Genomic DNA, 26,179 nt, shown 5'->3' on the forward strand with positions numbered 1-26,179 from the left:
TGGTTAGCACTCATCTGAGTCGAGTGCTAACGAATCGGAGCCACAGCCGATAGGAGGGAATAACATGTTAACTGATCGCCAGAGAATGATACTAAATGCAATTGTGGATGATTATATTTCATCGGCAGAGCCAGTAGGATCTCGCAGCATTTCTAAACGGGGAGATGTAGGATACAGTCCGGCTACGATTCGAAATGAAATGGCTGACCTGGAGGATTTAGGTTATCTCGAGCAGCCTCATACATCGGCGGGAAGAATTCCTTCCCATAAAGGATACCGATATTATGTGGATCATTTGGTACCGTGGAATTCCGCCGAAACGGCAGAAATGGGCACGATCCGCGCTTTTTTTGCCGAGAAGCTAAATGCAATGGAGCAGGTAATCCAACATGCGGCGATGATTCTTTCCAATATGACGAATTATACTTCCATCCTGCTGGGACCGGAGGTTTTTCATACTTCATTGCGTCATTTTCAGTTGTTACCACTAGATGATTCAACCGCTGTGGCCATTATCGTCACAAGTACGGGGCAAGTTGAGAATCGTACGGTGAACATTCCGCCGGAGATTTCTGTTTCCGAGATGGAGAAAGTGGTTAACCTACTGAATAGTAAACTGGTCAATGTACCACTCTATAAGCTGAAGACTCGGCTCTATTCCGAGCTTGGCGAAGAAATGCAGCGTCACATCTCACATTATGAAGAATTAATGCAGGTGCTGGACACCGCGCTGGAAAGCGATCAAGAGCAGCGCATCTATCTCAGCGGAGCAACGAATATGCTGACACAGCCTGAGTTCAAAGATGTAGACAAGGTGAAGAGTATTCTTGATCTGCTGGAAGAGACACCGACACTGCTCAAAATGCTGGCCCCTACAGTGGGTGGCACAGGTATTCAAGTACGAATAGGAACAGAAAACAATCACGAAGCGTTCGCTAACTGTAGTCTGATCACCGCCACTTATTCACTTGATGGGCAGGCACTAGGCAGCATTGGAATCCTTGGGCCGACCCGTATGGAATATGCAAGAGTGATGGGGATCTTGGGCATTTTATCCCGAGATTTGACAGCGATGCTGGCGCACTGGTATAAGTGAACAGAGTCAACATGATTTCGTGAATGATTTTAAGGAGGTGAAGACAACTTGAAAAAGGAACAAGTTCAAGATTCTAATGAATTCAAAGAGGAATTGATCAATGAGGAGCCTGTGGCTGAAGTAGTCTCAGATGCCGACTCATTTACAGCTGAAAACGTTAGTGAAGGTGCTTCAGATACAGGTGCTGAGGTGAAACGCCTACAGGATCTTGCTGATGAATATCAAGGTCGTGCACTGCGTGCACAAGCTGATTTTGATAACTTCCGTCGTCGTACCCAGAAGGAAAAAGAAGAGTTGGCTCAATATGCTACCTCCAAGCTCCTGACGGAATTGCTTTCCGTGCTGGACAATTTCGAGCGTGCGTTAGTCACTACTCCAGCTAATCCTGAATCCGAAGCTTTCGCGAAGGGCGTTAATATGATTTTCCGTCAGCTGGATGGGGTATTGAAGGCTGAGGGGCTTACAGCTATGGAAACAGTAGGACAGCCTTTTAATCCTGAATACCATCAGGCTATTATGCAGGTTGAGAGCGAGGAGTACGAAGAGGGTATCGTTACAGAAGAGGTTCAAAAAGGATATCTTCTGAAAGATAGAGTTCTTCGTCCGGCCATGGTCAAAGTCAGCATGTAGTCTGTCTATATAGGACGGGCAGTTTCTGCTCGCCATAAAGCAGCAGTGCTTTTGCCTACTATTTATCCGATTGCAGGCTGTTGCCCGGATAGTTTATTATCAATCGAATTTTTTTGATATTTTTATAAATTTATTGAGCTTAGGCTCCATATAACTTTAGAGGAGGCAAATTATTGTGAGTAAAGTTATCGGTATTGACTTAGGAACCACGAACTCTTGCGTTGCCGTTATGGAAGGCGGCGAAGCCGTAGTAATTCCAAACCCAGAAGGCGCGCGTACAACCCCTTCGGTTGTAGGCTTTAAGAAAGACGGCGAGCGTATCGTCGGTGAAACGGCTAAACGCCAAGCGATTACTAACCCTGATCGTACGATCAGCTCTGTTAAACGTCACATGGGTACTAACCACAAAGAAAGCATTGATGGTAAAGACTACTCCCCACAAGAAATTTCGGCAATGATTCTGCAAAAACTGAAATCCGATGCAGAGGCTTATCTTGGCCAAACTGTTACTCAAGCAGTTATCACTGTTCCTGCTTATTTTAATGACAGCCAACGTCAAGCTACCAAAGATGCAGGTAAAATTGCAGGTTTGGAAGTTCTGCGTATTGTGAACGAGCCAACAGCAGCAGCTTTGGCATATGGTCTGGAGAAATCCGAAGATCAAACCATTCTAGTCTATGACCTTGGTGGCGGTACTTTTGACGTATCCATCCTTGAACTTGGTGATGGCTTCTTCGAAGTAAAAGCTACGAGCGGCGACAACAAGCTGGGTGGCGACGACTTTGACCAAGTGGTTATGGATTACCTGGTATCCGAATTCAAAAAAGAGCAAGGCATTGATCTGAGCAAAGATAAATCTGCTGTACAACGTTTGAAAGATGCAGCTGAAAAAGCGAAAAAAGAATTGTCAGGCGTACTGACAACAACTGTATCGCTTCCGTTCATCACTGTGGTTGACGGCGTACCTCAGCACTTAGAGATCAACTTGACTCGTGCGAAATTTGATGAACTGACTGCTGGTCTGGTAGAACGTACTTTGGGACCAACTCGTCAAGCATTGTCTGATGCTGGCATGACCCCTGCAGACCTTACTAGAATCGTTCTGGTTGGTGGTTCTACGCGTATCCCAGCTGTACAAGATGCTATCAAAAAGCTTACTGGCAAAGAACCACACAAAGGTGTGAATCCGGATGAAGTAGTAGCTCTTGGTGCTGCTGTTCAAGCGGGTGTATTGACTGGTGATGTTAAAGACGTTGTATTGCTTGACGTAACTCCGCTTTCCCTGGGTATCGAAACTGCAGGTGGCGTGTTCACGAAGATGATCGAGCGTAATACTACGATTCCTACAAGCAAATCCCAAGTATTCTCAACCTTTGCTGACAACCAACCTAGCGTAGAGATTCACGTGCTGCAAGGTGAGCGTCAAATGGCAAATGGCAACAAGACACTGGGACGCTTCATGCTGAACGAGATTCCACCAGCACCACGTGGCGTGCCACAAATCGAAGTTTCTTTCGATATTGATGCCAACGGTATCGTAAATGTATCTGCAACAGATAAAGGCACGAACAAGAGCCAAAAAATCACTATCACTTCTTCCAGCGGCCTGAGCGACGCAGAAGTAGAACAAATGATGAAGGATGCCGAGCTTCACGCTGAGGAAGACCGTAAGCGTAAAGAACTGGTAGAAGCGAAGAACGGTGCTGACCAACTCGTGTATTCTACTGAAAAAGTAATTAAAGACCTTGGCGATAAAGCTGATGCTTCTGATGTTGAAAAAGCAAATGAAGCTAAAGATAAAGTTAAAGCAGCACTTGAAACTGACAATCTTGAAGAAATCAATGCAGCTACAGAAGCATTGACTGAGATTGTACAACAGTTGTCCATGAAGCTGTACGAACAAGCTGCTCAAGCTGAGCAAGGTGCTGAAGGTGGCGCTGGAGCCGCTGAAGGCGCTCCTAAAAAAGATAATGTAGTTGACGCTGACTATGAGGTTGTTGACGAAGATAAGAATCAAGGGTAACCTTATACGATAAGTGTAATAGGAAACTGATAAATTCTTATATAGTTAAGAAGGGAAGGTCAAAACCGGGTCATCCCGTGTTTTGACTTTCCTTTTGTAATATCAGATTGCACACTCTTTGCGAATGCGCCTTCTGATATTGTAAGAATAAACATCGCTGAATCTGGATGGTCAGATCCTGAGGTTTTATCGTATAATGGTTTGTTTGACAGGTAATAAGGAATTTGAGTATGTATGCACGGAGGTGAAAGCAGTGGCAGATAAACGCGATTATTATGAAGTGCTTGGCCTAAGTAGAGATGCTTCAGACGATGAGGTGAAAAAAGCGTACCGGAAATTGGCGCGCCAATATCACCCAGACGTGAATAAAGCAGATGACGCTGAAGCTAAGTTTAAGGAAGTAAAAGAAGCTTATGATGTTCTTAGTGATGGACAACAGCGAGCTAGATATGACCAATATGGCCATATTGACCCTAACCAAGGTATGGGCGGCTTCGGAGGCGGCGGTGGTGGCGACTTCGGAGGACTTGGCGATATCTTTGATATGTTCTTTGGAGGCGGCGGACGCCGTGATCCTAACGCACCGCAGCGCGGTGGGGATTTGCAGTATACCATGACCATTGAATTCAAGGAAGCGGTATTCGGCAAAGAAACCGATATTACTATTCCACGTACAGAAACTTGCGATACCTGCTACGGCTCCGGGGCTAAACCGGGCACTAAACCAGAGACTTGTTCCGTATGTCATGGTAGTGGACAACAGGAATTCGTACAGAATACACCGCTTGGACAGATGCGTAATCGTCGTCCTTGTTCACATTGCAGTGGTACAGGTAAGATTATTAAGGAAAAATGTACGACTTGCGCCGGACAGGGTAAGGTTAAAAAGCAACGCAAGATCCATGTGCGCATCCCTGCCGGTGTTGATGACGGTGCACAGCTGCGCATGACTGGCGAAGGGGAAGGCGGCTTACGCGGCGGTCCTGCTGGAGACTTGTATATTGTTATCCGTGTTAAATCGCATGATTTCTTCGTGCGTGAGAACGATGATATTATGTGCGAGGTTCCACTTACGTTTGCACAGGCAGCACTTGGTGATGAGATTGAAATTCCAACCTTAACCGAAAAAGTGAAGCTGAAGATTCCTGCCGGAACGCAAACAGGCACTTTCTTCCGCCTCAAAGGTAAAGGTGTTCCACGTCTGCGTGGATCTGGCCAAGGTGATCAGCATGTACGAGTAATTGTTGTGACACCTAGCAAGCTCAATGAAGAGCAAAAAGAATTGCTACGCCAGTTCGCTTCTCTGAACGGAGAAAACACACATGAGCACGAGCAGTCCTTCTTTGATCGTGTGAAACGTGCGTTTCGCGGGGACTGATATCCTAACTCATTCATTCAGTAAATGAATAGAAAAAGACAGCAGAGCAGCGATCCTCCCGTTATTGGGGGATCGCTGCTCTGCGTTTTTGTTTAGCATGAGATTATGGCAGGGCCATTTAACTTACCTCATGCGATTATTTGGTTGAGCTGTGATGCTGGAACCTGCGGAATTCTGCGTGTAGGGCTAACTCGGCCAATCCCGTAACCCCGGCAAACCTGGTAAACCCGTTAAATTCGGTGACCCCGACAAGCCCGACAAGCCCGGCAACCGCGAACCGCGAACCGCGAACCGCGAACCGCGAACCGCGAACCGCGAACCGCGAACCTTGGAACACCCGACTGGTCTCCAGCTTTTTTAAACACACTATATGCTTTGAATTATCTATGTGGGCTTACGGACCCAGTTGACGCTATTTGCACATTTTTCTCCTTTTGAGCGAAGTTTCGGACTCCAGTGCATCTATTGCCTAGAAAAATGCTCATATTTGGTGTTTTTCGTGCTAATAGCGACTATGAGGTCCGATGGCATGGCAAATATCGCATAATTCAGTGTTTAAGTGCTACGGTGTCCGATAGCGCTGAGAATAATCATCTGAGTGGATAGGACCCGGAAGACGCTGGAGGCATACGGACCCAGTTGATGCTATTTGCAAATTTATCGCCTTTTGAGCGAAGTTTCGGACTCCAGTGCAGCTATTGCCTAGAAAAGTGCTCATATTTGGTGTTTTTCGTGCTAATAGCGACTATGAGGTCCGATGGCATGGCAAATGTCGTATAATTCAACGTTTAAGTGCAACTGAGTCCGATAGCGCTGAGAATAATCATCTGAGTGGATAGGACCCAGAAGACGCTGGAGGCATACGGACTCAGCTGACGCTATTTGCACATTTTTCGCCTTTTGTGCGAAGTTTCGGACTCCAGTGCAGCTATTGCCCAGAAAAGCGCTCATGATTGGTGTTTTACGTGCTAATAGTGACTATGGGGTCCGTTAGCATGGCAAATGTCGCATAAATCAGCGTTTAAGTGCAACGGCGTCCGATAGTTGTCTCGTATGCGCCGCAGATGTGACCTTAAGACGAGAAAGCCCCCGCAGTCAAATGGCTGCGGGGGCTTTCTTTGAGAGTTCAACTAGATACTGTTTAAGAACGTAGGTCCTCAAACACGCGGCTCAGAATCGTTGCTGCTTGTGCACGAGTCAGAGTGCCTTGTGGATTGAAGTTGTCTGCACCAACGCCCTTGAGATAACCTTTGCTTACAGCATAGGCTACGGCGTTACGTGCTTCTGCAGCGATGTTGTCGGCATCCTTAAAGCTCAAAGGAGTCTTAGCTACTGTAAGATCAGCGCCTAGCGCCTCAGCAATGATAAGGGCTGCTTCTTCGCGAGTCAGCACATCGCGTGAACCACTTTGTTTGATACGTGCATTCCAAGTGTCACCTTTTCCGAGTAGACGGTCGAAGAGTGTTAGCAGTTCCGCTTGATTTAAGGTGTCAGCAGGCTTGAAGCTGCCATCGGTTCCTTTGCCGGCAATGATGCCATGAGCAGCAAGAACTTCGATATCGCCTTTAGCCCAGTGTATGCCGATATCCTTGAAGCTTACATTACGGGATGCCACGCTATAAGAGCCGTCACCAGTAACTGTAAACTGTAGAATACCTTCTTTAGAGAAAGATCCAGGTTGCAGATAGGACCATTTATGATCCTTTGTTTCTGCATAGGCGGCAGTTTTTCGAGCATCACGTAGACTGCTGTCTTTCAGATTAAGCTGAAGGGTAATCGGCTTTCCGGTTGTCCAACCATTTTTGATGGTAAGAATGGAAGAACCAATATTGATCGCAGCTGAGCTTCCAGATAACACTGCTGCATTACTAGCATCAGCCAGACTTATCGTAAGCAACAAACCACTGCTGCTAATGAAATCCGGAAGGGTTGCTGCTGGAATAAGAACATTGAACCCATTACCGTTAAGGCTGAGTGCATTCTCCGATTTCTTCAACTGTTCAGCTTGCGCCGGGGTAAGCGTAATAACAACTTGGCTATACTTATTGAAATTCACATCGCTAAGATCAAGTACAGAAGTCTTATCTTTTGCATTCTGGATCGAATTTGTTAATGCAGCATCTAAGATGTTAAACACCGCTGAAGGTTTACCATCAGCTGGATCGGCTGTCTCTACTAGCTTCCCGGATTTCAAAGAAGATCCAGGAGTGGGGGTGCTGGTTGCTGTAGGTACATACGACTCAGAAGATGGAGACGATGTAGGCGATGGTGTTTCTGTTGGATCTGGCGATGGTGTCGGTGTTGGTGTTTCTGTTGGATCTGGCGATGGTGTCGGTGTTGGTGTTTCTGTTGGATCTGGCGTTGCTGATGGTGTTGGTGTCGGCGTTGGTGTCGGTTTTTCAGGTGTGCTTACAGTTACACTTACTGTTCTCAAACCAGACGGGATAGTTGATGTTGTGGCATCATTCCAAATCTGGACATCATATAGCTCAAAGGAATAATCTCCTGCTGTTGCTGGTTCAAAGGTTATTTGGGCTAGTGAGCCAGAGCCGTGATAAGCACCTCCTGACAGATTGACACTATATTGTGTCAGTTTGTGGCCGTCTCCAAGGTCATACGTTTGTGAATATTCTGTAAGTGGAACACTAGAGAAATGCTCCTCTTGATACGTAACCAGCTGTACGCTTGGCTGGATTACCGGTGTTTCAAGGGAATCATCGTATATGACACCGAATGAAGCCCCATAGACGCCATAAACCTCGTCTGTCACGGAATAATCTAAATCAACGGTCACAGATTGTCCTACTTCAATGGTGGATGCAGAAAGAGCCGGAGTTACTGTGAAAGTACCGTCCCCTGTGCTATAAAGCAGCCGCTGAACGTAATCATCGTCGTCTGCACCATTGCCAACTTTATCGACCACATGGACTTTGTACTCATTTAGCCCCTCGTTAACTGGAACATCAATGGTAAAGGCACCGTTATTTGCAATTACACCGCCAAATTTATAAGCATTCCCATCATAATGTTTGCCTTCGGCATATACGGTAAACCAGTTTCCAATAGGGTTTGTATTAGAAATATAATAGGCCATTAGGTCATCATCAATGAAACCACTAATTTGTGCCACGCCAGGATCGGTTGGCGCTTCGCGTTCATACTCCTCAATGGTGATGCCGGAAACTAGCGGCTTCTCGGTATCAATTGTGAACTCGGCCTTTTGTTTCTCGAGCAGCTGCCCATTGGGAAGCACAGGAATGATGTAGTAGTGACCATCTGCTAAAGTAGACTTGGCGGAGGTCTCCAGGTCTATTAATGTTCCATCCCAATTTGGAACTTCGTATACACCACGATAGATCTTCTCATCGATCGCATAAACTTCACCTAAAACTGTTGCAGGAGCATCTTTTGAAGAGGCTACGAAACTTATGCCTTCCAGCTCTTCATTAACAGAAAAGGTAAAGGTGGTGTCGTCTGAGCGACCATCCCTATTAGGTGAAATTTGTGGACTTTCAAAAGAGAGCTGATTAATAGGTGCTACATTAAATTGGTCACCTACAACAACGTTAAATGGCAGACGAAGGGTTTCTGTACCAGAGGTAAGTAACAGGATGCCTTCATATGCGCCCTCTTTTGCTGTTTTAGATACATTGAGTGTAAATTGTGCATATTGATCTACACCTGAGGTAACGTTGTGTGGTGCAAAATCAATACTAATATCACTAGGCACTTCTGTCAGCCATTTGTTGGAAAGGGTGTATGTTTCTCCATTCCCTTTAAAGTCCTCTACATAGACAGCTTTCGTTACGGTAACACCCTTTGGCTGTAAGCCGAGGGATAAGGAACCTGTGTAATAAGGGATCTCAACAGTACCGGGAAGTCCACTATTAAGGATCTCACCGACTTTAGCAATGGATTTAGCGTTTATTGACTTCTCCAGATTAATTAAACCTGCACCTTGTTGGTACAAGGAGTAAGAATTCCCATCACGGTTAAAGATAGGATCAGCATTGTTCATCAGCAGGGCTTTAATTTCATTTGGCTTTAGATCAGAGTTTTTACTCAGTAACAAGGCCACAGCTCCTACAACGTGTGGAGTTGCCATACTAGTGCCATTTTTTAAGCCGAAAGCATGGTCATAGTTCCCATCCCAGCTAGGGATCGTCGAGTTGATATTGACTCCGGGCGCTACAACATCAGGTTTTATTAGATAATCGGGCATCCCCGGACCCATAGAACTGAAGTTTGCTAACTGATTTACTTCAAGCGCTATATAGTAACTGATTATATCTTTAGCAGCAGCGATCTGAGTTTTTATTTTTTTGCCATCGGCTTGACTGATTCCGTAGGTAGGAATGTAATCCCCAGGCGCACCAAGGGTGGGGCTGATTTCACCAGGCTCATTATTGGCAATCAGCAAAAGCTTCGCACCAGCAGCTTTGGCATTAAGAGATTTGTCTGAGAAGCTCAGCGAGCCACGATCAACAAGCACTACCTTATCTTTGACATCCAGATTTTTGTAATCGGAAGGACTCCCAAGACCAGCGAAAACGATCTTACTGCCAGCAATATTATCGATTAAATCTGGGGAGTAACTGGCTAATGTCCCGGGAATCTTTTTAACATCGCCATTATCAAAGAAAGGGGTATTTATCGGAGTAGTAGAAGCTCCAACACTAAGCGCGAGTTGGGCACCAGCGGGTTCGCCCAGTGTTCCTGCATCCGGTCCAGCGTTACCGGCGGCAACAATAACGTTCACGCCCGATTTTACGGTATTGTCTATCGCGATTGAACTCGCGGAATAGCTTTGGTTGACACTAGAGCCTAGAGAAAGGTTAATAACATCTGCTCCGTCATCGACCGCTTTCTCAATACCTGCAATTACATCTGCTGTGGAACCAGATCCATAGGGACCAAGTACGCGATACGCATACAATTCTACCTCAGGTGCCACATCTAAAATTGTCCCGGCAACGTGTGTACCATGCGAGGTTTCGTAAGGAGTGCCTGCTCTTGGAGGGAAGTTAGCATCAGGGGCTGTTTCAGCCGGATCATCATCCTGATCATATACATCATAGCCGCCCTTATAATTATCTTTTAACAAAGGGTGATTCTTATCAATACCAGTATCGACAACAGCTACCTGTACATCCTTGCCTGTGTACCCTAAATCATGTAGTTTGTCCGCGCCTATTAGCTTACCGCTGTCTGAATAGGAACGTGTAGCAGGTAATGTCGCCACTTCAACACTGTCTGCTAGTGCATGTACTTCTTCATTTGGATAGATAGCCGCAACGCCTGGAAGCTCTAACAGCTTGTTTACTTGATTGGCTGGCAGCGTAATGGAATACCCGTTAAAAATCTCACTGTATTCAAAACCGATATCGGCATCGATTTTCTGTGTTGAGGAAATAAAGCTTTTATGCTCTGAGATAATTTTACTGCGTTGTGAGGAGACTGAGGATCGTAAAGAATAAGTTTTTGCCTCATTTACATACACACTGACTGGTTTATTAGTCAATTCCACAATTACTGAAACTGGTGCTGAACCTTTGAGTACTCCAGCATAGTTATGAGGGGTTACACTTTGTGACTGTACATCCGTAACCAGGGTTGAAGATTCAAGGGATGAGTTCGCAAATGCAGCTGATGGAAAAAGAACAGACACAGCCAGTCCGAAGCTTGCCGCTCCAATACCAAATCTTTGAATAGAGTGTTTAAAGGTACGTTTCAAATAAGTTCATCCTCCCAAATGAATTTTTTTGTATTGCAATGTGTCTGTGGTTCTCCTCCTCAAAATAAAATGTAAAAAATTATGAAAATTAAATTTATTCTACAGCTATAACTTCAAATCGAATATACAACTTTAGTACCATATTGCAGCGAAGCGTTGAGGAAAATGTCGAATTCCCAGTAGATAAGTGGAATATAAGAAAATCAGAGCATAAAACAAGTGAAATTAAGACAATATAAATGAATGCAACAGATATCTGAATTTCAAGCGAGAGCGGGGATAAGATGTCGGAAAGATATATTTTGGCATATTTTAAAAGTCCAGAGGAAGCCGAAGGTGTCGCGCGCAAGCTTCGAGCACTTCGGGCCATTGAAGTTTCCATTGATCGCTTCAGTAGATATGGAGGTACCAGCTTTAGCTCAGGGGTAAATCCGGTGACAGGTAATGTGGCCAGAATGGACTCCATGACTGCTGAGCATGCACACACAGGCATACTTGCAGCTGCGGACACCAGCTCTAGCGGGATGAGTCATGGTGGTAACGGTGGTCCAACGGGGAGAGATATTTTGCTTACGGTTATTGTGCATACGGAGTCCTACGATCAGGCTCTGCGCTTAATTGAAGAAGCAGGCGGGATGGTCTGATCAGGCACTTCATTAAGTAAGAAGAAAGGAGACGAACAATGGATAGAGAGAACTCACAAATCTTCTCCAAGACGGAGAAATTGAAAATGTTATATGAAGCTAAAGCGGAGGATGTAGAATTCTCGGCGGCGGAAGCCGATCTTGATGATATTGAAGCTCAGGATCGCGCACAAGAAGCGGACAAACGTCAGCTGAATGAGATTATGAAGAAAGAATAGCAGCTAAAAAAGCTAAGACGGATACCTCACTTTGTGGGGTATTTTTGCGTTTGGGCATGTATAATTAGGGCGAAGAGCTTAAGTGTGGGGGGAGAAGATGGATAACGTTATTTTGTGGACAGGATTAGCCTTATTGATCGCACTATTAACCTATTTGAACCAGAAGCAGTTGTACTCTCCAAAAGTAAAGCGGGCCTATCGTGAGTTGCGGGAGCTGACAGAGAAGGTTCGTATGGAGCGCTCTGAGGCGAGCGATTTGTATCGATGGGAAGCAGAATTAACCGAACTAGAGAATCATCCGAACGAACTGAATAAATTGGATGCCGAAATTAGGTTTCATCACGCATTTTTGTTATATCTTGAACGTCACTACCCTTCAGACCCAAGGATTATTGGTTTGAAGCAAGCTGACGCATATCAGAAGGATATGGTTTTGGGGATTAAAATAAAAGATTATAAATCCATTAAGTAAGATAATTTTGAATGTGTGTACAATGGGAAAAGGAAAATATCCGTACAGGTCGCAGACAATTGCTTCATGAGGCGAAGGTAAGCGTGGCTTGCTGCGCCGCAGTCTGGCTGGAGTGCATTTGATTCGGATGAACAGCCATACTTTGCTAAATGGATTGAGAATGAAAAAAATTGAAAATGAAATTGAGAGTTTGAACCCTAGCTGATATTTGCAGCTGGGGTTTTTGTTATGAGATCAGAAAAATGAACTAAGTTAGGCAAGTTTTTAGCTTATAAGTAAGGCTACTGCTAAGAAGAATTTGGGGGTCTCATAGTCGGGGTAGCTGTAGATACTTTTCTGTTGGAATCGGGTAACAATTTCGGCATGCATGAGGTGGAAAATGATTAATTAGGGAAAACCTCCCTCGTTTTTTCTCTAAATGCTCGAAAAAATGAGTTTTTAGGGAAAACATCCCTGAAAATCCCCCAAAAAGATAGAAAAAGGCCTGATTTCATGAGTTTTTGGGGAGAATTTCCCTAAAAGATAGATCAACCTTCGAATCTTGCACATCATTAGGGATGTTTTCCCTAATCGTCATCACTTTCAAGTATATTAAGGTCTGCAGATGTTATAAATATTTTAAGTGAAATAGCTAATTTCACACTACAGATTAAGGATGTATAATTGTTCGAATATACTAACTACGACCAATCAACTATTGAATTTTTTCAGGGGGAATTAGAATGGGGCTGGTACACTCTCAAGGAGTTACTGATGAGCTTGTTGTTAGGTCTTTAGAAAGAAATTTAGCTATTATCCGGTTTGACCTTGATCGCCGAGTTGCTTATGTGAATGAGGTTTTTGCAAATTCCATGGGATATAAAAAAGATGAAATGTACGGAATGCATCATAAAGAGCTCTGTTTTCCACATTTCGCAGATAGCCCAGGTTACGAACGTTTTTGGCAGGATCTTTTCACAGGGAAGAGTTTTCAGGATAAGATCGAACGAATGGATTCGAAAGGAAATGCGGTTTGGCTTGAAGCTACCTACATGCCAGTGTTTGATGAAAGCAATGAACAAGTCATCGGAGTATCTAAAATAGCAACTAATATTACCCAAAGACAAAGTAACATGAGTAATGTTGTGCAACGGATGCAAGAGATGGCAGATAGCTTGAATCAAAGAGCAGATTTAGGTATTGAGCGCAGTCAAGAATTATTACGAAGCATCAACAAAATCGCCGAAGTATCGATAGAAAATACACAAACTCTAACTAATCTTGAAAAGCAAGCTGTAGCGATTCATAGCATCGTGCAAACGATTCGCGATATTGCTTCGCAAACGCAATTATTAGCCCTAAATGCTGCTATTGAGGCAGCGCATGCTGGGGAGTATGGGCGAGGTTTTGACGTAGTGGCAAAAGAAGTAAGAAAATTATCTTCCATGGTACAAGATTCGATCATAAAGGTACGGGATAGTGTAGATGCGATCACGCTGGAAATTGGAAAGATCTCTATAGGTACAAATCAAGTGCAAGAAAGTATAGAAGATAGTCAGCAGCAGGTTCTGGTGGCGTTGGAGGATTTTTCGAAAATTGCTTCTTCTGCACAAAATCTCGACACACAAGCGCGCGAGGTTATGGATATCCTTTAATTGTTAATATGTATGTTGATAGATTGAATATCAGCAAAAAAGGGTCGGTCTCCTACTTGCGAGAGATAGACCCTTTTAATTGTTGGTACTATCCGATTTTGTTAACAATCAAGGTAGGAATCATATATCTATGATTTGTGATGACTCCGTCTACAGTAACACTAACCTTAGTAACTCCGGTTTCCCCAATCGCCCCATCAGAGCCAGTCCCACCTTTAGCCCCTGTCACCCCAGTCGCTCCAGTTGCCCCAGTTGCCCCATCATATCCAAGTAATTCTGCTGTAACTAATCGATGCGGGGCTACTAATTTCTCTGCACTGTCTTTACCCCAAAATGAGATTTGGATTGGTTGATTTGGCATCACATCTAGCAGATCGCCTACATATTGAATTCTTTCTACATTCATGTAGTAGCCTTCGATCAGAACTGTGGAAGCAATCTGACCGCTACCATTAGCAATTTTGACAGTGACCTGTTGTGTAAGTCTTGTGTTGTTTTCTGAGTTAACATTGTTTTCTATCGGACCAGTAGTTAAAAGAGTCGTTGTCCTTCCTCCATTTGCTTCATTCAGATTATTAAGCCTGTTTGATTTTCTCTATGTCTTTAAGAGTAGCGATAGTTTATGCTCAGAAAAACGAACCTTTTCCAAGGATTGGTTGTCATATAGATATCTCAGTCAAGAAAGGAGGGCGTAAAATTTGGAGAGTAACCGGGAGTTATTTGAAACCTACAATAAAGATGTATACCGGACTTGCTACTATATGGTGCATGACGCGGCGGATGCAGAGGATTTGACTCAGGATGTCTTTATTACCGTATTTCGCAGTAATCGTGAGCACGTGGAGCATATCAAGGCTTGGATTATGAAAATAACGGTCAACCATTGCCTCAATCATTTGAAACGAAAACGGACATTACAACAGAAGATTACGGACAACCTTCATTTCTTTAATAAAACGGCAGAAACAGCTGTGGAGCAGCAGATTGAGCAGCGTGAGACGGAGGTCGAGTGGGCGCAATATATGAGCCAGGTCCCTATCAAACTTAGGATGGTGCTCACACTTAGGTATATGCATGATTTCAGTCTGGCTGAAATTTCGGATCTGCTGACCATTCCACTTGGAACGACCAAATCTAGGCTGCATAAAGGGCTAACGGTAATGAGGAGAATCCTGCAGGAGGCTGGGGTTCAACTTGAACTAAAGGAGGGCGAAGCTTTTGAAAAAGTTAGAAAATATGCTGGAGCATCGTTTAAATGAAGATAGAGGCGTGCCTTATCCAGATTTTGAACGCATGTGGGGACGTTTAGAGCAAGAAAACAGTACAATGACTCCCCTACAACTTCGTATGGCCAATGGTAGTGAGAGCAGAGGGAGAAACTGGAGTAAAATAGCTGTGGTGGCTTCATTTTCAGTACTTATTGCAGCGGCACCCGTATATGCGGCAGTGCATTATGATTGGGATAATTTGCTCCATGGGAGAGGAGGCGTTCAAGCAGCGCTGGCCCAAAATCTCGGACAACAACTGAACCAGTCGGTGACGCAGGATGGAGTAACTCTGAAGCTACATACAGCGATTGTGGATGAGAATCGGACGGTTATCTTATTCACTTTGGATGTAGGAAAACGCTTGGAAAATGAAAATTGGAATGTTAAAGGAATGACTTTAAAGGGCGCAGATGGGGCGAATAGTCCTAGTGAGTTCAGTTATGTATTATGGGATGAGAAAACTCAACATTACAACGGATATTTCGAGAGTGATTGGACACCGAAAAAGGACACTGTGAATGTGCAACTAGTTGCAGATAATCTGCAAGCCTTTAGCACACAGGAGTTAGATTTACCGCTGGATATCCAATCGCAGGAGACACAAAAGTTTCCTATTGGACAGGAAGGGATGCGCAGCATAGAGGTGAAACCTTTTACCCAAGGGCAAGAAAAAATATTATTCTCTTCAGCGATCATTTTTGATCAGCCAGAAGCAAAAGAATGGGCCTTTCCAAATATTGTTGCATACAAAAACGGAACGCTCATAAATTCGCTGACTGGAGGTACTTTTGGTACACCGGGAGACAACGGGGAATATACGTCCCAGCAATATTTTAAGGCGGCTGATATTTCCAGCGGAGAAGTGAATTACAAGCTGCAGTACATGAAACAAGAGAAAAAGGTTGAGGGGCCCCTAGCTTTTGATCTTCAATTAAGCAAAAAGCAGATGGAGAGCGGAACCATAAATACTTCATTGAATCTGCCGCTAGAAGAGGGCGAATCTAATTACACGCTGGAGAAAATGGTAGTGACGCCTACTCAAATTCGAATCGCTATTAGAAGTAAAGAGAAAGGCAACAATTTTCCGTATCAAAAGTCTACTCTTGAAGTAGCAGGCAAGACACTGGAGGGCAATTTCTGGAGATCTCCAGAAGGCGAGCCTGAATTAACAGTGCTTCGTTTTGAGCGGCCAGTTGATCTTGAAGTCACAGAAGAGACGCCAATTACTTTTGTTGCTAAATACAAGGTGACTCAGCACGGCAGCTATAAAATTAACAAGGACGAAAAAACACCGCTTCTGTTGACGAATATATCTGAAAAGAAACAGACGCTTATCCAGCAGCTTAGCGGATACCCGGTAAAATGGACGTACTATATGCAGGGTGCCGATCTTTATGTAGAAACTGAAAGTGAAGATGCTCGCTTCGGTGGAATTAACCAGACCCATATCGGACTGGGGAAAGAGCGTATTTTAGGTAAACCTCTGACCGTTAATTTCACTGGGGATGGAAACAATAAGGCCATTGATGTTTACAAGGGTTTCAAAGGTACAGAAGCTTCTATTTATATATTCTTCTATACAACTGACGATCCGGATAAAGAAACAAGAGTGCAGCTGCGGCCATAGAAAATCTTTTTTAGGGAGGAACCTTGTGTTCTTCCCTTTTTTTCGTTTACAGTGAGTAGATGCTGAGTGGACTCAGCGAGGATTAGCGTAAAGGAGAGAACAGGATGGAAATCACTCTCTGTGCTTGGGTTAATGAGGATCCTTTATATATCGCCTACCATGATGAAGAGTGGGGCAAACCTCTGTATGATGACCGGAAGCTGTTTGAATTACTTATGCTCGAAGGCATGCAGGCAGGGTTAAGCTGGTACACCGTCTTAAAAAAGCGGGCACATTACAGAGAGGTATTTGATGGATTTGATCCGGAAAAGATTGTGCATTATGATGAGCCGAAAATTGCTGAGCTGATGAACGATCCCGGGATTATTAGAAATCGCTTAAAGATTGATTCTATCATTCGTAATGCAAGCGTATATTTGCAAATTAGTGCGGAAACAGGCAGCTTTGCAAATTATCTCTGGAGTTTTGTGGGGGGTGCACCTGCGATTAACCATTGGAAGACACGTGCGGATGTCCCTGCTTCGACGGCTCAGTCTGACGCAATGAGTAAAGCATTAAAAAAGCGAGGTATGAAGTTTGTCGGCTCTACCATATGTTATGCTTTTATGCAGGCATCGGGGATGGTAGATGATCATTCGCTCGATTGCTTTTGCAGGAGCAGCACGGGCATGGCAGAGCGTTGATCTGTAGTTTGGCGTTACCCCAAGAAGAAATGTTATACTATGAAGCGAATGCTCACAAAACTAAACCTATGCTTTCGAAGCCAGTTTTGCACGAAGTCAATCAATGAAGCTAACGCTCACAAAACTTTAGGAGGATCACATAAAGATGTTATGGCATGAAGTGACGATACATACAACAGAAGATGCACAAGAAATGATTTCGAATTTTTTATATGAAGCAGGAGCGGGTGGGGTTTCTATTGAAGAATCCGGAACACTCAGTAAAGAACGGAATACGCGTTACGGTGAATTATACGACCAACCCTTGAATGATATCCCCGAAGGGGAAGCGGTAATCAAAGGTTATTATGCCGATTCCACGGATATGGATGCTGTTATAGAAGAACTGACTCCACGGGTAGCAGAATTGCGTGAGTACGGCATTGATCCGGGCAAATCTCTGATTTCTTGGAAAACCGTAGATGAAGACGAATGGGCGCATGCTTGGAAGCAATATTTTAAACCGCTCAGGGTATCGGAGCGTCTCACGATTAAACCAACTTGGGAGGAATATACGCCTGAGAGCCCAGATGAAGCAATCATTGAGCTGGACCCTGGTATGGCATTTGGTACAGGGACTCACCCTACAACAGCTTTGTGCCTGCGTGCGCTTGAAAAGAATATTAACGGCGGCGAAGAAGTAATCGATGTTGGTACGGGTTCAGGAATATTGGCTGTAGGTGCGATGCTGCTCGGTGCGAAATCCGTGCTGGCGCTAGATTTAGACCCTGTAGCTGTTGAAAGTGCGCGTGAGAATGTAGCACTGAATAAACTTGAGAAGTTCATTACGGTAAAAGAAAGCGACCTGCTCTCCTTGCTAGGCGGTGAAGGCGTAGCTGACACGGCTGCTGGAGAAATGTGGCCATCCGCTAGACCGGGTCACACTCTTGAGGGAACACCTGCTGAGCAAGGAACAGAGGATAGTCTCGGCGTTACACTCCCAGTTAAGATTGTAGTTGCGAATATTTTGGCAGAAATCATCGTATTGTTTACGGATGACGTGTATCGTGCACTTCAGCCAGGAGGCTTGTATATTACCTCTGGTATTTACAAGGATAAAGAAGGACTTGTGGCTAACGCACTACAAGAGTCCGGCTTTGAGATTATGGAAGTATCCCGTGAAGAAGATTGGGTGGCATTTACAGCCGGAAAGAGGTAAAAATGGATATATTGCAAAGTATAATACGTGTAGATTTGGATCAGCTTCCTTTTCTGCTCATTACGATTTTAATTGCTTTTACAGTACATGAATTCAGTCATGCTTATTTCGCAAATAAGTTCGGTGACCCTACCGCTAGATTATTAGGACGCATGACGCTTAACCCTGCTGTACACTTCGATTTTTTTGGTATTTTACTGCTGCTGGTTGCTGGTTTCGGGTGGGCGCGTCCAGTTCCTGTAAACCGTGATAACTTTAGCCGCCCCCGTCTGATGGGAGTCATTGTGTCTGCTGCGGGCCCAATCAGTAACCTGTTATTAGGGATTATTGGTGCTTTAATATATGGGGTGCTTGCGGCAACCGGTGTATTAGAGTCGATCTCCAATGACCGTGTTTTAGAGGCAGTGTATTTGTTCTTTGGCACCTTTATTCAATGGAACTTCTTTTTATTCTTGTTCAATCTGATTCCATTGCCTCCGCTCGATGGTTACCGGATTGTGGAGGATATTGCTCCTCGCTCCATACGGGGCAGATTACAGCAATTTGAGCAATGGGCTGTATTTATCTTTTTATTAATTCTGTTTATTCCAGGGTTACGAACCTATACCATCGATCCTCTTGGCCATTGGGCTAGTGAAATGTCGAGAACATTTGTGCAGCTATTCCTAAGAATGTTTGGCAGCTAAGGTAGGGACTGAAGTCTGGTCAACCCTGCTTAAACATTGTATTATGTAATTTGTTGAAAAATAGGATAGTTAAATTTCGCCTGATCCATAGTTATATTTCTCTAAGAAACGGGTGACGTCTTTATTAAGGCGTCTTTACCGTTTCTTCTTACTGAATTCATGAACAGGATGATGAAGAGATGCAGCGATATTTTGTTACACCGGAGCAGTTTGGTGCAGATAACGTTAGAATTGACGGGGAAGATGCAAGGCATATTGCCAAAGTCATGCGCGGTAAGGCTGGGGACAAGCTTATTGTCAGCGATGGCGTCTCCCGTGAAGCGTTAGTGGAGATTGCTCAGATCGAAATAGGGGAAGTGACAGTGAACATCCTGGAAACCCTAGAGATGACGCATGAACCGCGGATAAAAATCACAGTGGCTCAGAGCTTACCCAAGGCCGATAAGATGGAAACTGTCATTCAAAAGTGTACAGAAATTGGAGCCGTTGGTTTTATTCCTTTTCTGTCAGAGCGCACGATTGTACAATACGATGAACGCAAGGAAAGTAAGCGGCTGGACCGCTGGCGTAAAATTTGTAAAGAAGCTGCCGAGCAGGCACACCGGAACATCGTTCCGGCTGTAGGCTCACCGTTATCCTGGAAGCAGCTGCTACAGACTTTTAGTGAGTATGATGCTGTTTATTTCTGTTATGAAAAAGAAGAAGGCTTGCAGCTTCGCAGCAGTGTTGCCCCTTGGTTATCCTCGCTTTCACCGCAGGCTGGTGGGAAGGTACTGATTGTAGTAGGTCCTGAAGGGGGCTTTACACCAGAGGAATGCCAAAAGGCAGAAGAAGCTGGTGCGGTTTCCGTAGGACTAGGACGGCGTATTCTGCGCTGTGAGACAGCGGGCATGGTTGCCGCTGCTTGTATTTTATATGAATCGGGAGAAATGGGAGGAGCTTAAGAGATGCCATCCGTAGCATTTTATACTTTAGGTTGTAAAGTGAATTTTTATGACACCGAAGCCATCTGGCAGCTATTCAAAAATGAAGGTTACGAGCAGGTCGATTTCGAGGGACCCGCCGATGTATATCTGATTAATACTTGTACTGTAACTAATACAGGTGACAAAAAAAGCCGTCAAATGATTCGTCGTGCCGTTCGCCGCAATCCGGAAGCTATCGTGGCGGTTACTGGCTGCTATGCGCAGACCTCTCCTGGTGAGATTCTTGATATTCCTGGTGTCGATCTTGTTATTGGTAACCAGGACCGCGATCAGATCATGACGCATGTGAAAAACATTGAAGCCTCACGTCAGCCGGTCAACGCTGTTCGTAATATTATGAAGACACGTGAATTCGAAGAGATGGATGTACCTGGCTTTGCGGATCGGACGCGTGCTTTTATGAAGATTCAGGATGGCTGCAACAACTTCTGCACATTCTGCATCATTCCATGGTCGCGTGGACTTTCCCGCAGCCGTGATCCCAAAAGTATCGTAACCCAGGCACATCAATTAGTAGAAGCAGGGTATAAGGAATTTGTTCTCACGGGTATTCATACCGGCGGTTACGGTGATGATCTTGATAATTACCGTCTAGCCGATTTGCTGTGGGATCTGGATAAGGTGGATGGACTGGAGCGGGTACGTATCAGTTCTATCGAAGCTAGCCAGATCGATGAGAAGCTGCTGGAGGTGCTGAACCGTTCCTCTAAAATGTGCCGTCATCTGCATATCCCGCTGCAAGCCGGACATAATGATGTGCTGAAAGCGATGCGCCGTAAATATACGACAGAAGAATATTACGCCAAAATGCAGCTGATCCGTCAGGCGATGCCGGATGTCGGGATTACTACGGATGTTATCGTTGGATTCCCGGGGGAGACCGATGAAATGTTCCGTGCCGGCTACAACTTCATGAAAGCTATTAATTACTCCGAGATGCACGTATTCCCTTACTCCAAGCGGACGGGCACTCCAGCAGCGCGGATGGAGAATCAGATCGACGAAGAAATCAAAAATGTACGCGTGCAGGAATTGATTGATCTTTCGGAAGAAATGCAAATAGCTTATGCTCGCAAATTTGTAGGCCAGACGCTTAGTGTGATTCCGGAAAGAGCCGCCAAAGGTGCTCCGGGCCGCAATATCCAGCATGGATTTAGCGACAACTATTTGCAGGTGTTCTTCGATGGAGAAGATTCACTCCAAGGAGAACTTTGTCAGGTGAAGATAACGGAAGCTGGCGTGAACGAATGCCGTGGTGAGTTGATCGGGATTAGTCAGACTGGGCTTCAGCAGGCTGTCCGTTAAGCAATTGATATCCGTTAAGCAATAGATATTAGTAAAAAGACAACAGAGCAGCCATTTTCCCGTTAGCGGGGAAGGGCTGCTCTGTTTTTTTAGTTGCTGCTGTCTAGATCACCAATTCATAACAATCTCCTGATGCTATCAGACCCAGATGGCGTTATTTGCAATTTTTTTGCTTTTTATGCTTTGTTTCGGACTCCAGCGCAGCTATTCCTCAGAAAGTGGTTCATAAAAGGTGTTTTTCATGACAATAGCAACTATGGGGTCCGTTAGTGTTCCAAAAGTGGGATAATGCTGCGAATAAGGTCAACTGTGTCCGATAGTGACTTCATATGCGTAGAAGTGGATCAAAAAAACATCCGTAGGATCATGATTGAAACAATTCCCGCCAGTACAGTGCCTAGCAAGCTCCGGGTTTTTATCGCAACCAAAAAAGTAGGCAATGCTGCAAAAAGCTCAATGTTATTAGCTAAAGACGAAAATTTCCCATCATTCAAAAATATCTCCTGACCTATTAATGCCGCCATAACAGAGATAGGAACATAATTTAACCAGCGCATTCCCCATTCTGGCAATTCAAACCGGCTAAGGATCATGAGGGGAACCACCCTGGGAATAAAGGTCACAAAAGCTGCTCCTAGAATGATCAGAAATACATCCCATCTCACTTCCATTTTTCAAACACCATCCCTATCGTTGACGCAATGACTGTAGCGATAATCACTCCAACACTGCTGGAGAATAGGAAGGAGCTTCCTACTGCTATGATCACGGCAAGGATTGCGACAACCAAATCTAGTTTGATTTTATTACGGTCAATCATGGAAATTACAAGAATGCCAATAAACATCGCAGGTAAGGCAAACTGTAAACCGAATTGATCAGGGTCTGAGATCCACTGGGCTAAAAAAGCACCCGCTACATTCGCAAGAAACCAATTTAAATAAGCTGTGAGATTTAGACCGTGCATCCATTTTTCACTGATTTGCTGCTTATTCAAAGCTTGATTGATGGCAACTCCAAAGGTCTCATCAGTCAATAAAGAACCAACCAGCATATTTCTCAGCGGGGAAAGATGGCGGAAATAAGGTGAAAGAGCTGCACTAAGCAAAATATGGCGAAGATTCACGATAAATATCGTAATAATAATGGCCGCAGGCGAGCTGCTAACAGCTATCATTCCAGCAGCTATAAACTGAGCGGAGCCCGCGTAAAGAATCAAGCTGATTAAGGCAATCTCAGCAATGCTGAGCCCGGCTGTCTTTTGAACAACGCCTGCTGCAAGTCCGATGCTTAAGTAGCCTAGTAGTGTGGGAATACAATCTTTTACCCCTTTAAGGAAGCTATCTTCCTGTTTAGGAGACGGGATTGCTTCTAGTTGGACGTTCTCTGCACTCATCGTAGCCCCCTTGTTTCAAGAAAGAATTTAGTAGTTAGCATATTACTTCCTAATATTTTGATCAACCTTTACCGTATTATCTAGTCTGAAAGTCCCGAATTTCGCTTTATAGAGCCAGGGGGTAAACACTTAGGGTACAATTGTCGATATAAGTAAAAGAGTGTGGGGATAAACCACCGAACGACATTATAGCCTAAGGGAGAGAACAAATGACTGTGTACAGGAAAATGACGAAAATGCTCCTCATCATGATATTGTTAGCTACTGCGGTTTTTCCGGTAAGTGTCTTTGCAGCGACCGGCGATATCAACTCGATTGAATTCGAAAGCTCCGCTAAAGTAGAGCTTACGGTTGGACAAACGCCAAAGCAACTTAAGGTATATGCGAATGTGGAAGGGTCCTCATCTAAAAGAGATGTGACAGGTGCAGTTGTATGGAATTCTTCTAACACAAACGCTGTAAAGGTAGTAAATGGCCTATTGACTCCGATTGACAGTGGCAAAGCTATTATTACAGCGACTTATAATCATGCACTTGCTACCATTGAAGTTGAGGTAGCCCATCCTGTTAAAGAACTGAAGCTCGAATATAGTTCTGAAGGGAACTACAAATTGGGTGATGATGAGGATAAACTGCTGGTCAAAGCCAATGCGATTGGTGGAGAAACAGCGACTTCTGCTAAGGATGTAACGGCTGATACTACTTGGAGCAGCTCCAACACAAGCGTGTTGACCATTGCAGAAGGTAAGATCACTTTGGCTGGTGAAGGTACAGCAACGATCACTGCCAAATACAAGACCTTAACAGCAACCTTTAAGGCTGTAGTGAAATTACCTTATTCTGAAATTGAGCTTAAACATGACGACAAAATCGTTAAAGAACTAGAGATGCTAGTTGGAGATGCACCTTTGAAATTGGTTGCAGAGACTAAAGAAACTACAAAATCCAGCGCAAATGATATTTCAGAGAAAGCGGAATGGTCCTCTTCTAGTGCTAGTGTAGCTACAGTAGACAAAGGCGAGATCAAAGTGTTGTCTGCTGGTAAAGCTGTAATTACAGTATCCTATCTGGGGATTACACAAACAGTAGACGTATATGTACGTGCTCCTTATGAAGCGCTACTACTTACTCCTACAGGAGATCAATTCCTGTTTATGGGCGAAACCCTGAACGTTAAGGCTGAGGTTCGCGATGCTGCGAATTCTACTCCGAACATTTCAGGCAGCGCAGTATGGACTTCGGATAACCAATTGGCGGCAACCGTTACGCCTGGTAGCGATACTGCGGCAGTGACTGCTAAAGCTGTGGGAACTTCGGTCATTAAAGCAGAGTACAGAGGAATTAATAAAAGCTTTAAACTGACAGTGTATCCTACGATCACAGAACTGGCAGCCGACAAGACGGAATTGGAGCTTTACACAGATGACACCGTAAGCCTTCCAAAAGTAAATGGTACAAAGCTTGACGGAACAAAGCTAGATCTTAGCAGTGATATTGAGTGGACCTCTGCGGATGATGAGATTGCCACCATTAAAGACGGCAAGATTGTAGCTGAATCGGCAGGTATTGTGAAGGTTATCGGTAAAATAAAATCAGAAAACCCAACGACTTCAAAAACTGCTGTAAGAGAAAAAAGTGTTGAAGTAAAGGTTACAGTGAAAGATAAAGTCCTTGTCTTGCTTGGACCAGAAGAAAACCTGGTGATTGTTACTGGTGAAGAGAAGGCTGTTCCTGAAGTAAAAGCTGTGATGGAAAACGGCAGTGAACTTGATGCTACTGCAACTATGGAATGGGAGCTTACCGGTACGAATGCGATTATCAAGACTACAACTTCCGGTAAAGTAATCAAAGGACTGGTGAAGGGTTCTGCTACTTTAAAGGGAACTTACGCCAATAAAACCATCAGCATTCCAGTTACCATTGAACAAAAGGTTACTAAGCTTGTTGTAGAACCTACTGCTATCGAAATGAACATTAAAGGCTCTAAAGCGATAAAGGTAACGGCTTATTATTCTAATGGTAAGACAGGAAATGTCTCCAGCAGTATGAATTGGGAGTCCTCGAACGAGGCGGTTGCTACGGTTAAAGCAACAACCGTTAAAGCAGTAACAGAAGGTACTGCTACGTTGACAGGATCTTACCAAGGGATTGCTGCTAGTGTCAAAATTACTGTAGTTCCTAAATTAACAAAGCTGACCGTTAATGAGAGCAGACTGAAAATGGCTCCGGGAGCCGTTCAGAATGTAGTCGTGACTGCACAGTATGATACTGGTAAGACTGCTGTTGTTACTGGAAGTGCGGTATGGACCAGCTCCAAGCCTTCTGTAGCGAGAGTATCTGCAAGTGGTCAGATTGTAGCTGTGAGTAAAGGAACGACATCTATTAAAGGAAAGCTAGGCGGCAAAACAGTTACAGTATCAGTGACAGTGAAGTAATAGAGAATAGGATCTGAATTATCAACTATGAATCTGCAAAGCCAACATTATGTTGCTTTGCAGATTTTTTTATTTGGATTCTATAGTAATTCCGACTATTCCGATGTATAATCACATAAAACATAATAGATGCGTTGGGGGAGATGAAAAACATGGCAAAACAAAAGGTGTTGTCGATCAAGACGATTGTAGCGATTGGTATTGGTTCTGCTTTATTCGTTATATTGGGGAGATTCGGCTCGATTCCTTCGGGTATTCCAAACACTAACATCGAGACTACATACGCATTACTGGCATTGTTCTCCCTATTGTACGGCCCGTTTGCCGGATTATTTATAGGCCTGATCGGGCATACCCTGAAGGATACGATATCTTATGGATCGCCATGGTTCAGTTGGGTCATATCATCTGGAATTGTAGGGCTCGTTATTGGCTTGTTAGTAGCTAGAATCGCTATTCATGACGGGGAATTCGGACGGAAGGAAATAATACGCTTTAATCTGGCTCAGATTGCAGCGAATGCTGTAGCTTGGTTCCTTGTAGCCCCAGTGTTGGATATTCTGATCTATGCAGAACCCGTGAATAAAGTATTTACGCAAGGACTGACCGCAGGTGCATTAAATATAGCTTCGGTGGCAGTGATCGGATCTTTACTAGCCATTGCGTATGCTAAGACAAGAACAAAACAGGGCAGCTTGACTAGAGAAGCTTGAGTGGAATACAAATCCAAGCTAAAAAGCCGGTGGAAATCACCGGCTTTTTTCTC

Annotated in this window: 21 protein-coding genes; 17 read left to right on the forward strand and 4 right to left on the reverse strand. The window is 44.3% G+C overall.

Translation table 11 applies throughout. The features are described from left to right. The first annotated feature begins 64 nt into the window (after positions 1-64). From hrcA to dnaJ, 4 genes are all read left to right on the forward strand, one after another. Complete coding sequence (gene hrcA / locus MHH60_RS18560) at positions 65-1,096, forward strand: heat-inducible transcriptional repressor HrcA (RefSeq protein ID WP_076137368.1); 1,032 nt, start codon at positions 65-67, stop codon at positions 1,094-1,096. 48 nt (positions 1,097-1,144) lie between these two features. Beyond that, the gene (grpE, locus tag MHH60_RS18565; protein ID WP_036677491.1) at positions 1,145-1,726 is read left to right on the forward strand and encodes a nucleotide exchange factor GrpE; all 582 of its coding nucleotides are present in this window, start codon (positions 1,145-1,147) and stop codon (positions 1,724-1,726) included. A 175-nt stretch (positions 1,727-1,901) separates the two neighbouring features. Continuing rightward, positions 1,902-3,749, forward strand: a complete 1,848-nt coding sequence (gene dnaK, locus MHH60_RS18570) for a molecular chaperone DnaK (RefSeq protein WP_036677488.1) — start codon at positions 1,902-1,904, stop codon at positions 3,747-3,749. A gap of 253 nt (positions 3,750-4,002) precedes the next feature. Further along, positions 4,003-5,127, forward strand: a complete 1,125-nt coding sequence (gene dnaJ, locus MHH60_RS18575) for a molecular chaperone DnaJ (RefSeq protein ID WP_036677487.1) — start codon at positions 4,003-4,005, stop codon at positions 5,125-5,127. Between the two features lie 1,141 nt (positions 5,128-6,268). Here dnaJ and MHH60_RS18580 read toward each other — a convergent pair. After that, the gene (locus MHH60_RS18580; protein WP_081389053.1) at positions 6,269-10,861 is read right to left on the reverse strand and encodes a S8 family serine peptidase; all 4,593 of its coding nucleotides are present in this window, start codon (positions 10,859-10,861) and stop codon (positions 6,269-6,271) included. A 284-nt stretch (positions 10,862-11,145) separates the two neighbouring features. On the opposite strand from MHH60_RS18580, the gene MHH60_RS18585 reads away from it, so the two are divergent. From MHH60_RS18585 to MHH60_RS18600, 4 genes are all read left to right on the forward strand, one after another. After that, a complete protein-coding gene (locus MHH60_RS18585; RefSeq protein ID WP_036683926.1) occupies positions 11,146-11,505 on the forward strand; it encodes a hypothetical protein in 360 nt (119 codons plus the stop codon). Positions 11,506-11,543: 38 nt separating this feature from the next. Then, positions 11,544-11,723, forward strand: a complete 180-nt coding sequence (locus MHH60_RS18590) for a YfhD family protein (protein ID WP_036683923.1) — start codon at positions 11,544-11,546, stop codon at positions 11,721-11,723. A gap of 97 nt (positions 11,724-11,820) precedes the next feature. Beyond that, positions 11,821-12,195 (forward strand): hypothetical protein, encoded by a 375-nt coding sequence (locus tag MHH60_RS18595; RefSeq protein ID WP_076136607.1) that lies wholly within the window; start codon positions 11,821-11,823, stop codon positions 12,193-12,195. Positions 12,196-12,917: 722 nt separating this feature from the next. Continuing rightward, entirely contained in the window at positions 12,918-13,829 is a 912-nt protein-coding gene (locus tag MHH60_RS18600; protein ID WP_076136605.1) for a methyl-accepting chemotaxis protein, read from the forward strand. An 88-nt stretch (positions 13,830-13,917) separates the two neighbouring features. On the opposite strand, the gene MHH60_RS18605 is transcribed toward MHH60_RS18600, so the two are convergent. After that, complete coding sequence (locus MHH60_RS18605) at positions 13,918-14,235, reverse strand: hypothetical protein (protein ID WP_218640681.1); 318 nt, start codon at positions 14,233-14,235, stop codon at positions 13,918-13,920. A 292-nt stretch (positions 14,236-14,527) separates the two neighbouring features. On the opposite strand from MHH60_RS18605, the gene MHH60_RS18610 reads away from it, so the two are divergent. The 7 genes from MHH60_RS18610 to mtaB all read left to right on the forward strand — a co-directional run bounded on the left by MHH60_RS18610 (position 14,528) and on the right by mtaB (position 21,582). Continuing rightward, positions 14,528-15,088: an RNA polymerase sigma factor gene (locus tag MHH60_RS18610; RefSeq protein ID WP_076136601.1), complete on the forward strand. Its 561-nt coding sequence runs from the start codon at positions 14,528-14,530 to the stop codon at positions 15,086-15,088. Then, positions 15,048-16,724 (forward strand): DUF4179 domain-containing protein, encoded by a 1,677-nt coding sequence (locus tag MHH60_RS18615; RefSeq protein WP_111505285.1) that lies wholly within the window; start codon positions 15,048-15,050, stop codon positions 16,722-16,724. The genes MHH60_RS18610 and MHH60_RS18615 overlap by 41 nt, the downstream gene beginning before the upstream one ends. Before the next feature lie 104 nt (positions 16,725-16,828). Beyond that, a complete protein-coding gene (locus MHH60_RS18620; protein ID WP_076136599.1) occupies positions 16,829-17,407 on the forward strand; it encodes a DNA-3-methyladenine glycosylase I in 579 nt (192 codons plus the stop codon). A 145-nt stretch (positions 17,408-17,552) separates the two neighbouring features. After that, positions 17,553-18,605 carry a 50S ribosomal protein L11 methyltransferase gene (gene prmA, locus MHH60_RS18625; protein ID WP_076136597.1) on the forward strand — a complete coding sequence of 351 codons (1,053 nt, stop codon included), beginning with the start codon at positions 17,553-17,555 and terminating at the stop codon, positions 18,603-18,605. A 2-nt stretch (positions 18,606-18,607) separates the two neighbouring features. Next, on the forward strand, positions 18,608-19,291 hold the full coding sequence (locus MHH60_RS18630) for a site-2 protease family protein (protein WP_076128966.1): 684 nt from the start codon (positions 18,608-18,610) through the stop codon (positions 19,289-19,291). Between the two features lie 179 nt (positions 19,292-19,470). Then, entirely contained in the window at positions 19,471-20,235 is a 765-nt protein-coding gene (locus tag MHH60_RS18635) for an RsmE family RNA methyltransferase (protein WP_076136594.1), read from the forward strand. 3 nt (positions 20,236-20,238) lie between these two features. Further along, on the forward strand, positions 20,239-21,582 hold the full coding sequence (gene mtaB / locus MHH60_RS18640; RefSeq protein ID WP_076136592.1) for a tRNA (N(6)-L-threonylcarbamoyladenosine(37)-C(2))-methylthiotransferase MtaB: 1,344 nt from the start codon (positions 20,239-20,241) through the stop codon (positions 21,580-21,582). Between the two features lie 344 nt (positions 21,583-21,926). Here the strand turns inward: mtaB and MHH60_RS18645 are convergent, their stop codons facing one another. Both MHH60_RS18645 and MHH60_RS18650 read right to left on the reverse strand, forming a co-directional pair. Beyond that, positions 21,927-22,253 (reverse strand): AzlD domain-containing protein, encoded by a 327-nt coding sequence (locus MHH60_RS18645; RefSeq protein ID WP_036683900.1) that lies wholly within the window; start codon positions 22,251-22,253, stop codon positions 21,927-21,929. Then, complete coding sequence (locus MHH60_RS18650) at positions 22,244-22,978, reverse strand: AzlC family ABC transporter permease (RefSeq protein ID WP_036683898.1); 735 nt, start codon at positions 22,976-22,978, stop codon at positions 22,244-22,246. The genes MHH60_RS18645 and MHH60_RS18650 overlap by 10 nt, the downstream gene beginning before the upstream one ends. 209 nt (positions 22,979-23,187) lie before the next feature. Between MHH60_RS18650 and MHH60_RS18655 the strand changes: the two genes are divergently transcribed. Further along, on the forward strand, positions 23,188-25,413 hold the full coding sequence (locus tag MHH60_RS18655; RefSeq protein WP_076128972.1) for an Ig-like domain-containing protein: 2,226 nt from the start codon (positions 23,188-23,190) through the stop codon (positions 25,411-25,413). Between the two features lie 152 nt (positions 25,414-25,565). Then, positions 25,566-26,126 carry an ECF-type riboflavin transporter substrate-binding protein gene (locus MHH60_RS18660; RefSeq protein ID WP_036683889.1) on the forward strand — a complete coding sequence of 187 codons (561 nt, stop codon included), beginning with the start codon at positions 25,566-25,568 and terminating at the stop codon, positions 26,124-26,126. Positions 26,127-26,179 lie beyond the last annotated feature (53 nt).

The organism is Paenibacillus sp. FSL H7-0716 (genome assembly GCF_038002705.1).
GTDB classification, from domain to species: Bacteria; Bacillota; Bacilli; order Paenibacillales; family Paenibacillaceae; genus Paenibacillus_AQ; species Paenibacillus_AQ odorifer.

Coding starts and splice junctions, on each gene's coding strand:
- MHH60_RS18590 (WP_036683923.1), top strand. CDS start 11,544: ATGGATAGAGAGAACTCACAAATCTTCTCCAAGACGGAGAAATTGAAA.
- MHH60_RS18645 (WP_036683900.1), bottom strand. CDS start 22,253: ATGGAAGTGAGATGGGATGTATTTCTGATCATTCTAGGAGCAGCTTTT.
- MHH60_RS18600 (WP_076136605.1), top strand. CDS start 12,918: ATGGGGCTGGTACACTCTCAAGGAGTTACTGATGAGCTTGTTGTTAGG.
- prmA (WP_076136597.1), top strand. CDS start 17,553: ATGTTATGGCATGAAGTGACGATACATACAACAGAAGATGCACAAGAA.
- MHH60_RS18650 (WP_036683898.1), bottom strand. CDS start 22,978: ATGAGTGCAGAGAACGTCCAACTAGAAGCAATCCCGTCTCCTAAACAG.
- MHH60_RS18635 (WP_076136594.1), top strand. CDS start 19,471: ATGCAGCGATATTTTGTTACACCGGAGCAGTTTGGTGCAGATAACGTT.
- hrcA (WP_076137368.1), top strand. CDS start 65: ATGTTAACTGATCGCCAGAGAATGATACTAAATGCAATTGTGGATGAT.
- MHH60_RS18595 (WP_076136607.1), top strand. CDS start 11,821: ATGGATAACGTTATTTTGTGGACAGGATTAGCCTTATTGATCGCACTA.
- mtaB (WP_076136592.1), top strand. CDS start 20,239: ATGCCATCCGTAGCATTTTATACTTTAGGTTGTAAAGTGAATTTTTAT.
- MHH60_RS18655 (WP_076128972.1), top strand. CDS start 23,188: ATGACTGTGTACAGGAAAATGACGAAAATGCTCCTCATCATGATATTG.
- MHH60_RS18630 (WP_076128966.1), top strand. CDS start 18,608: ATGGATATATTGCAAAGTATAATACGTGTAGATTTGGATCAGCTTCCT.
- MHH60_RS18660 (WP_036683889.1), top strand. CDS start 25,566: ATGGCAAAACAAAAGGTGTTGTCGATCAAGACGATTGTAGCGATTGGT.
- MHH60_RS18605 (WP_218640681.1), bottom strand. CDS start 14,235: ATGAATGTAGAAAGAATTCAATATGTAGGCGATCTGCTAGATGTGATG.
- MHH60_RS18620 (WP_076136599.1), top strand. CDS start 16,829: ATGGAAATCACTCTCTGTGCTTGGGTTAATGAGGATCCTTTATATATC.
- MHH60_RS18585 (WP_036683926.1), top strand. CDS start 11,146: ATGTCGGAAAGATATATTTTGGCATATTTTAAAAGTCCAGAGGAAGCC.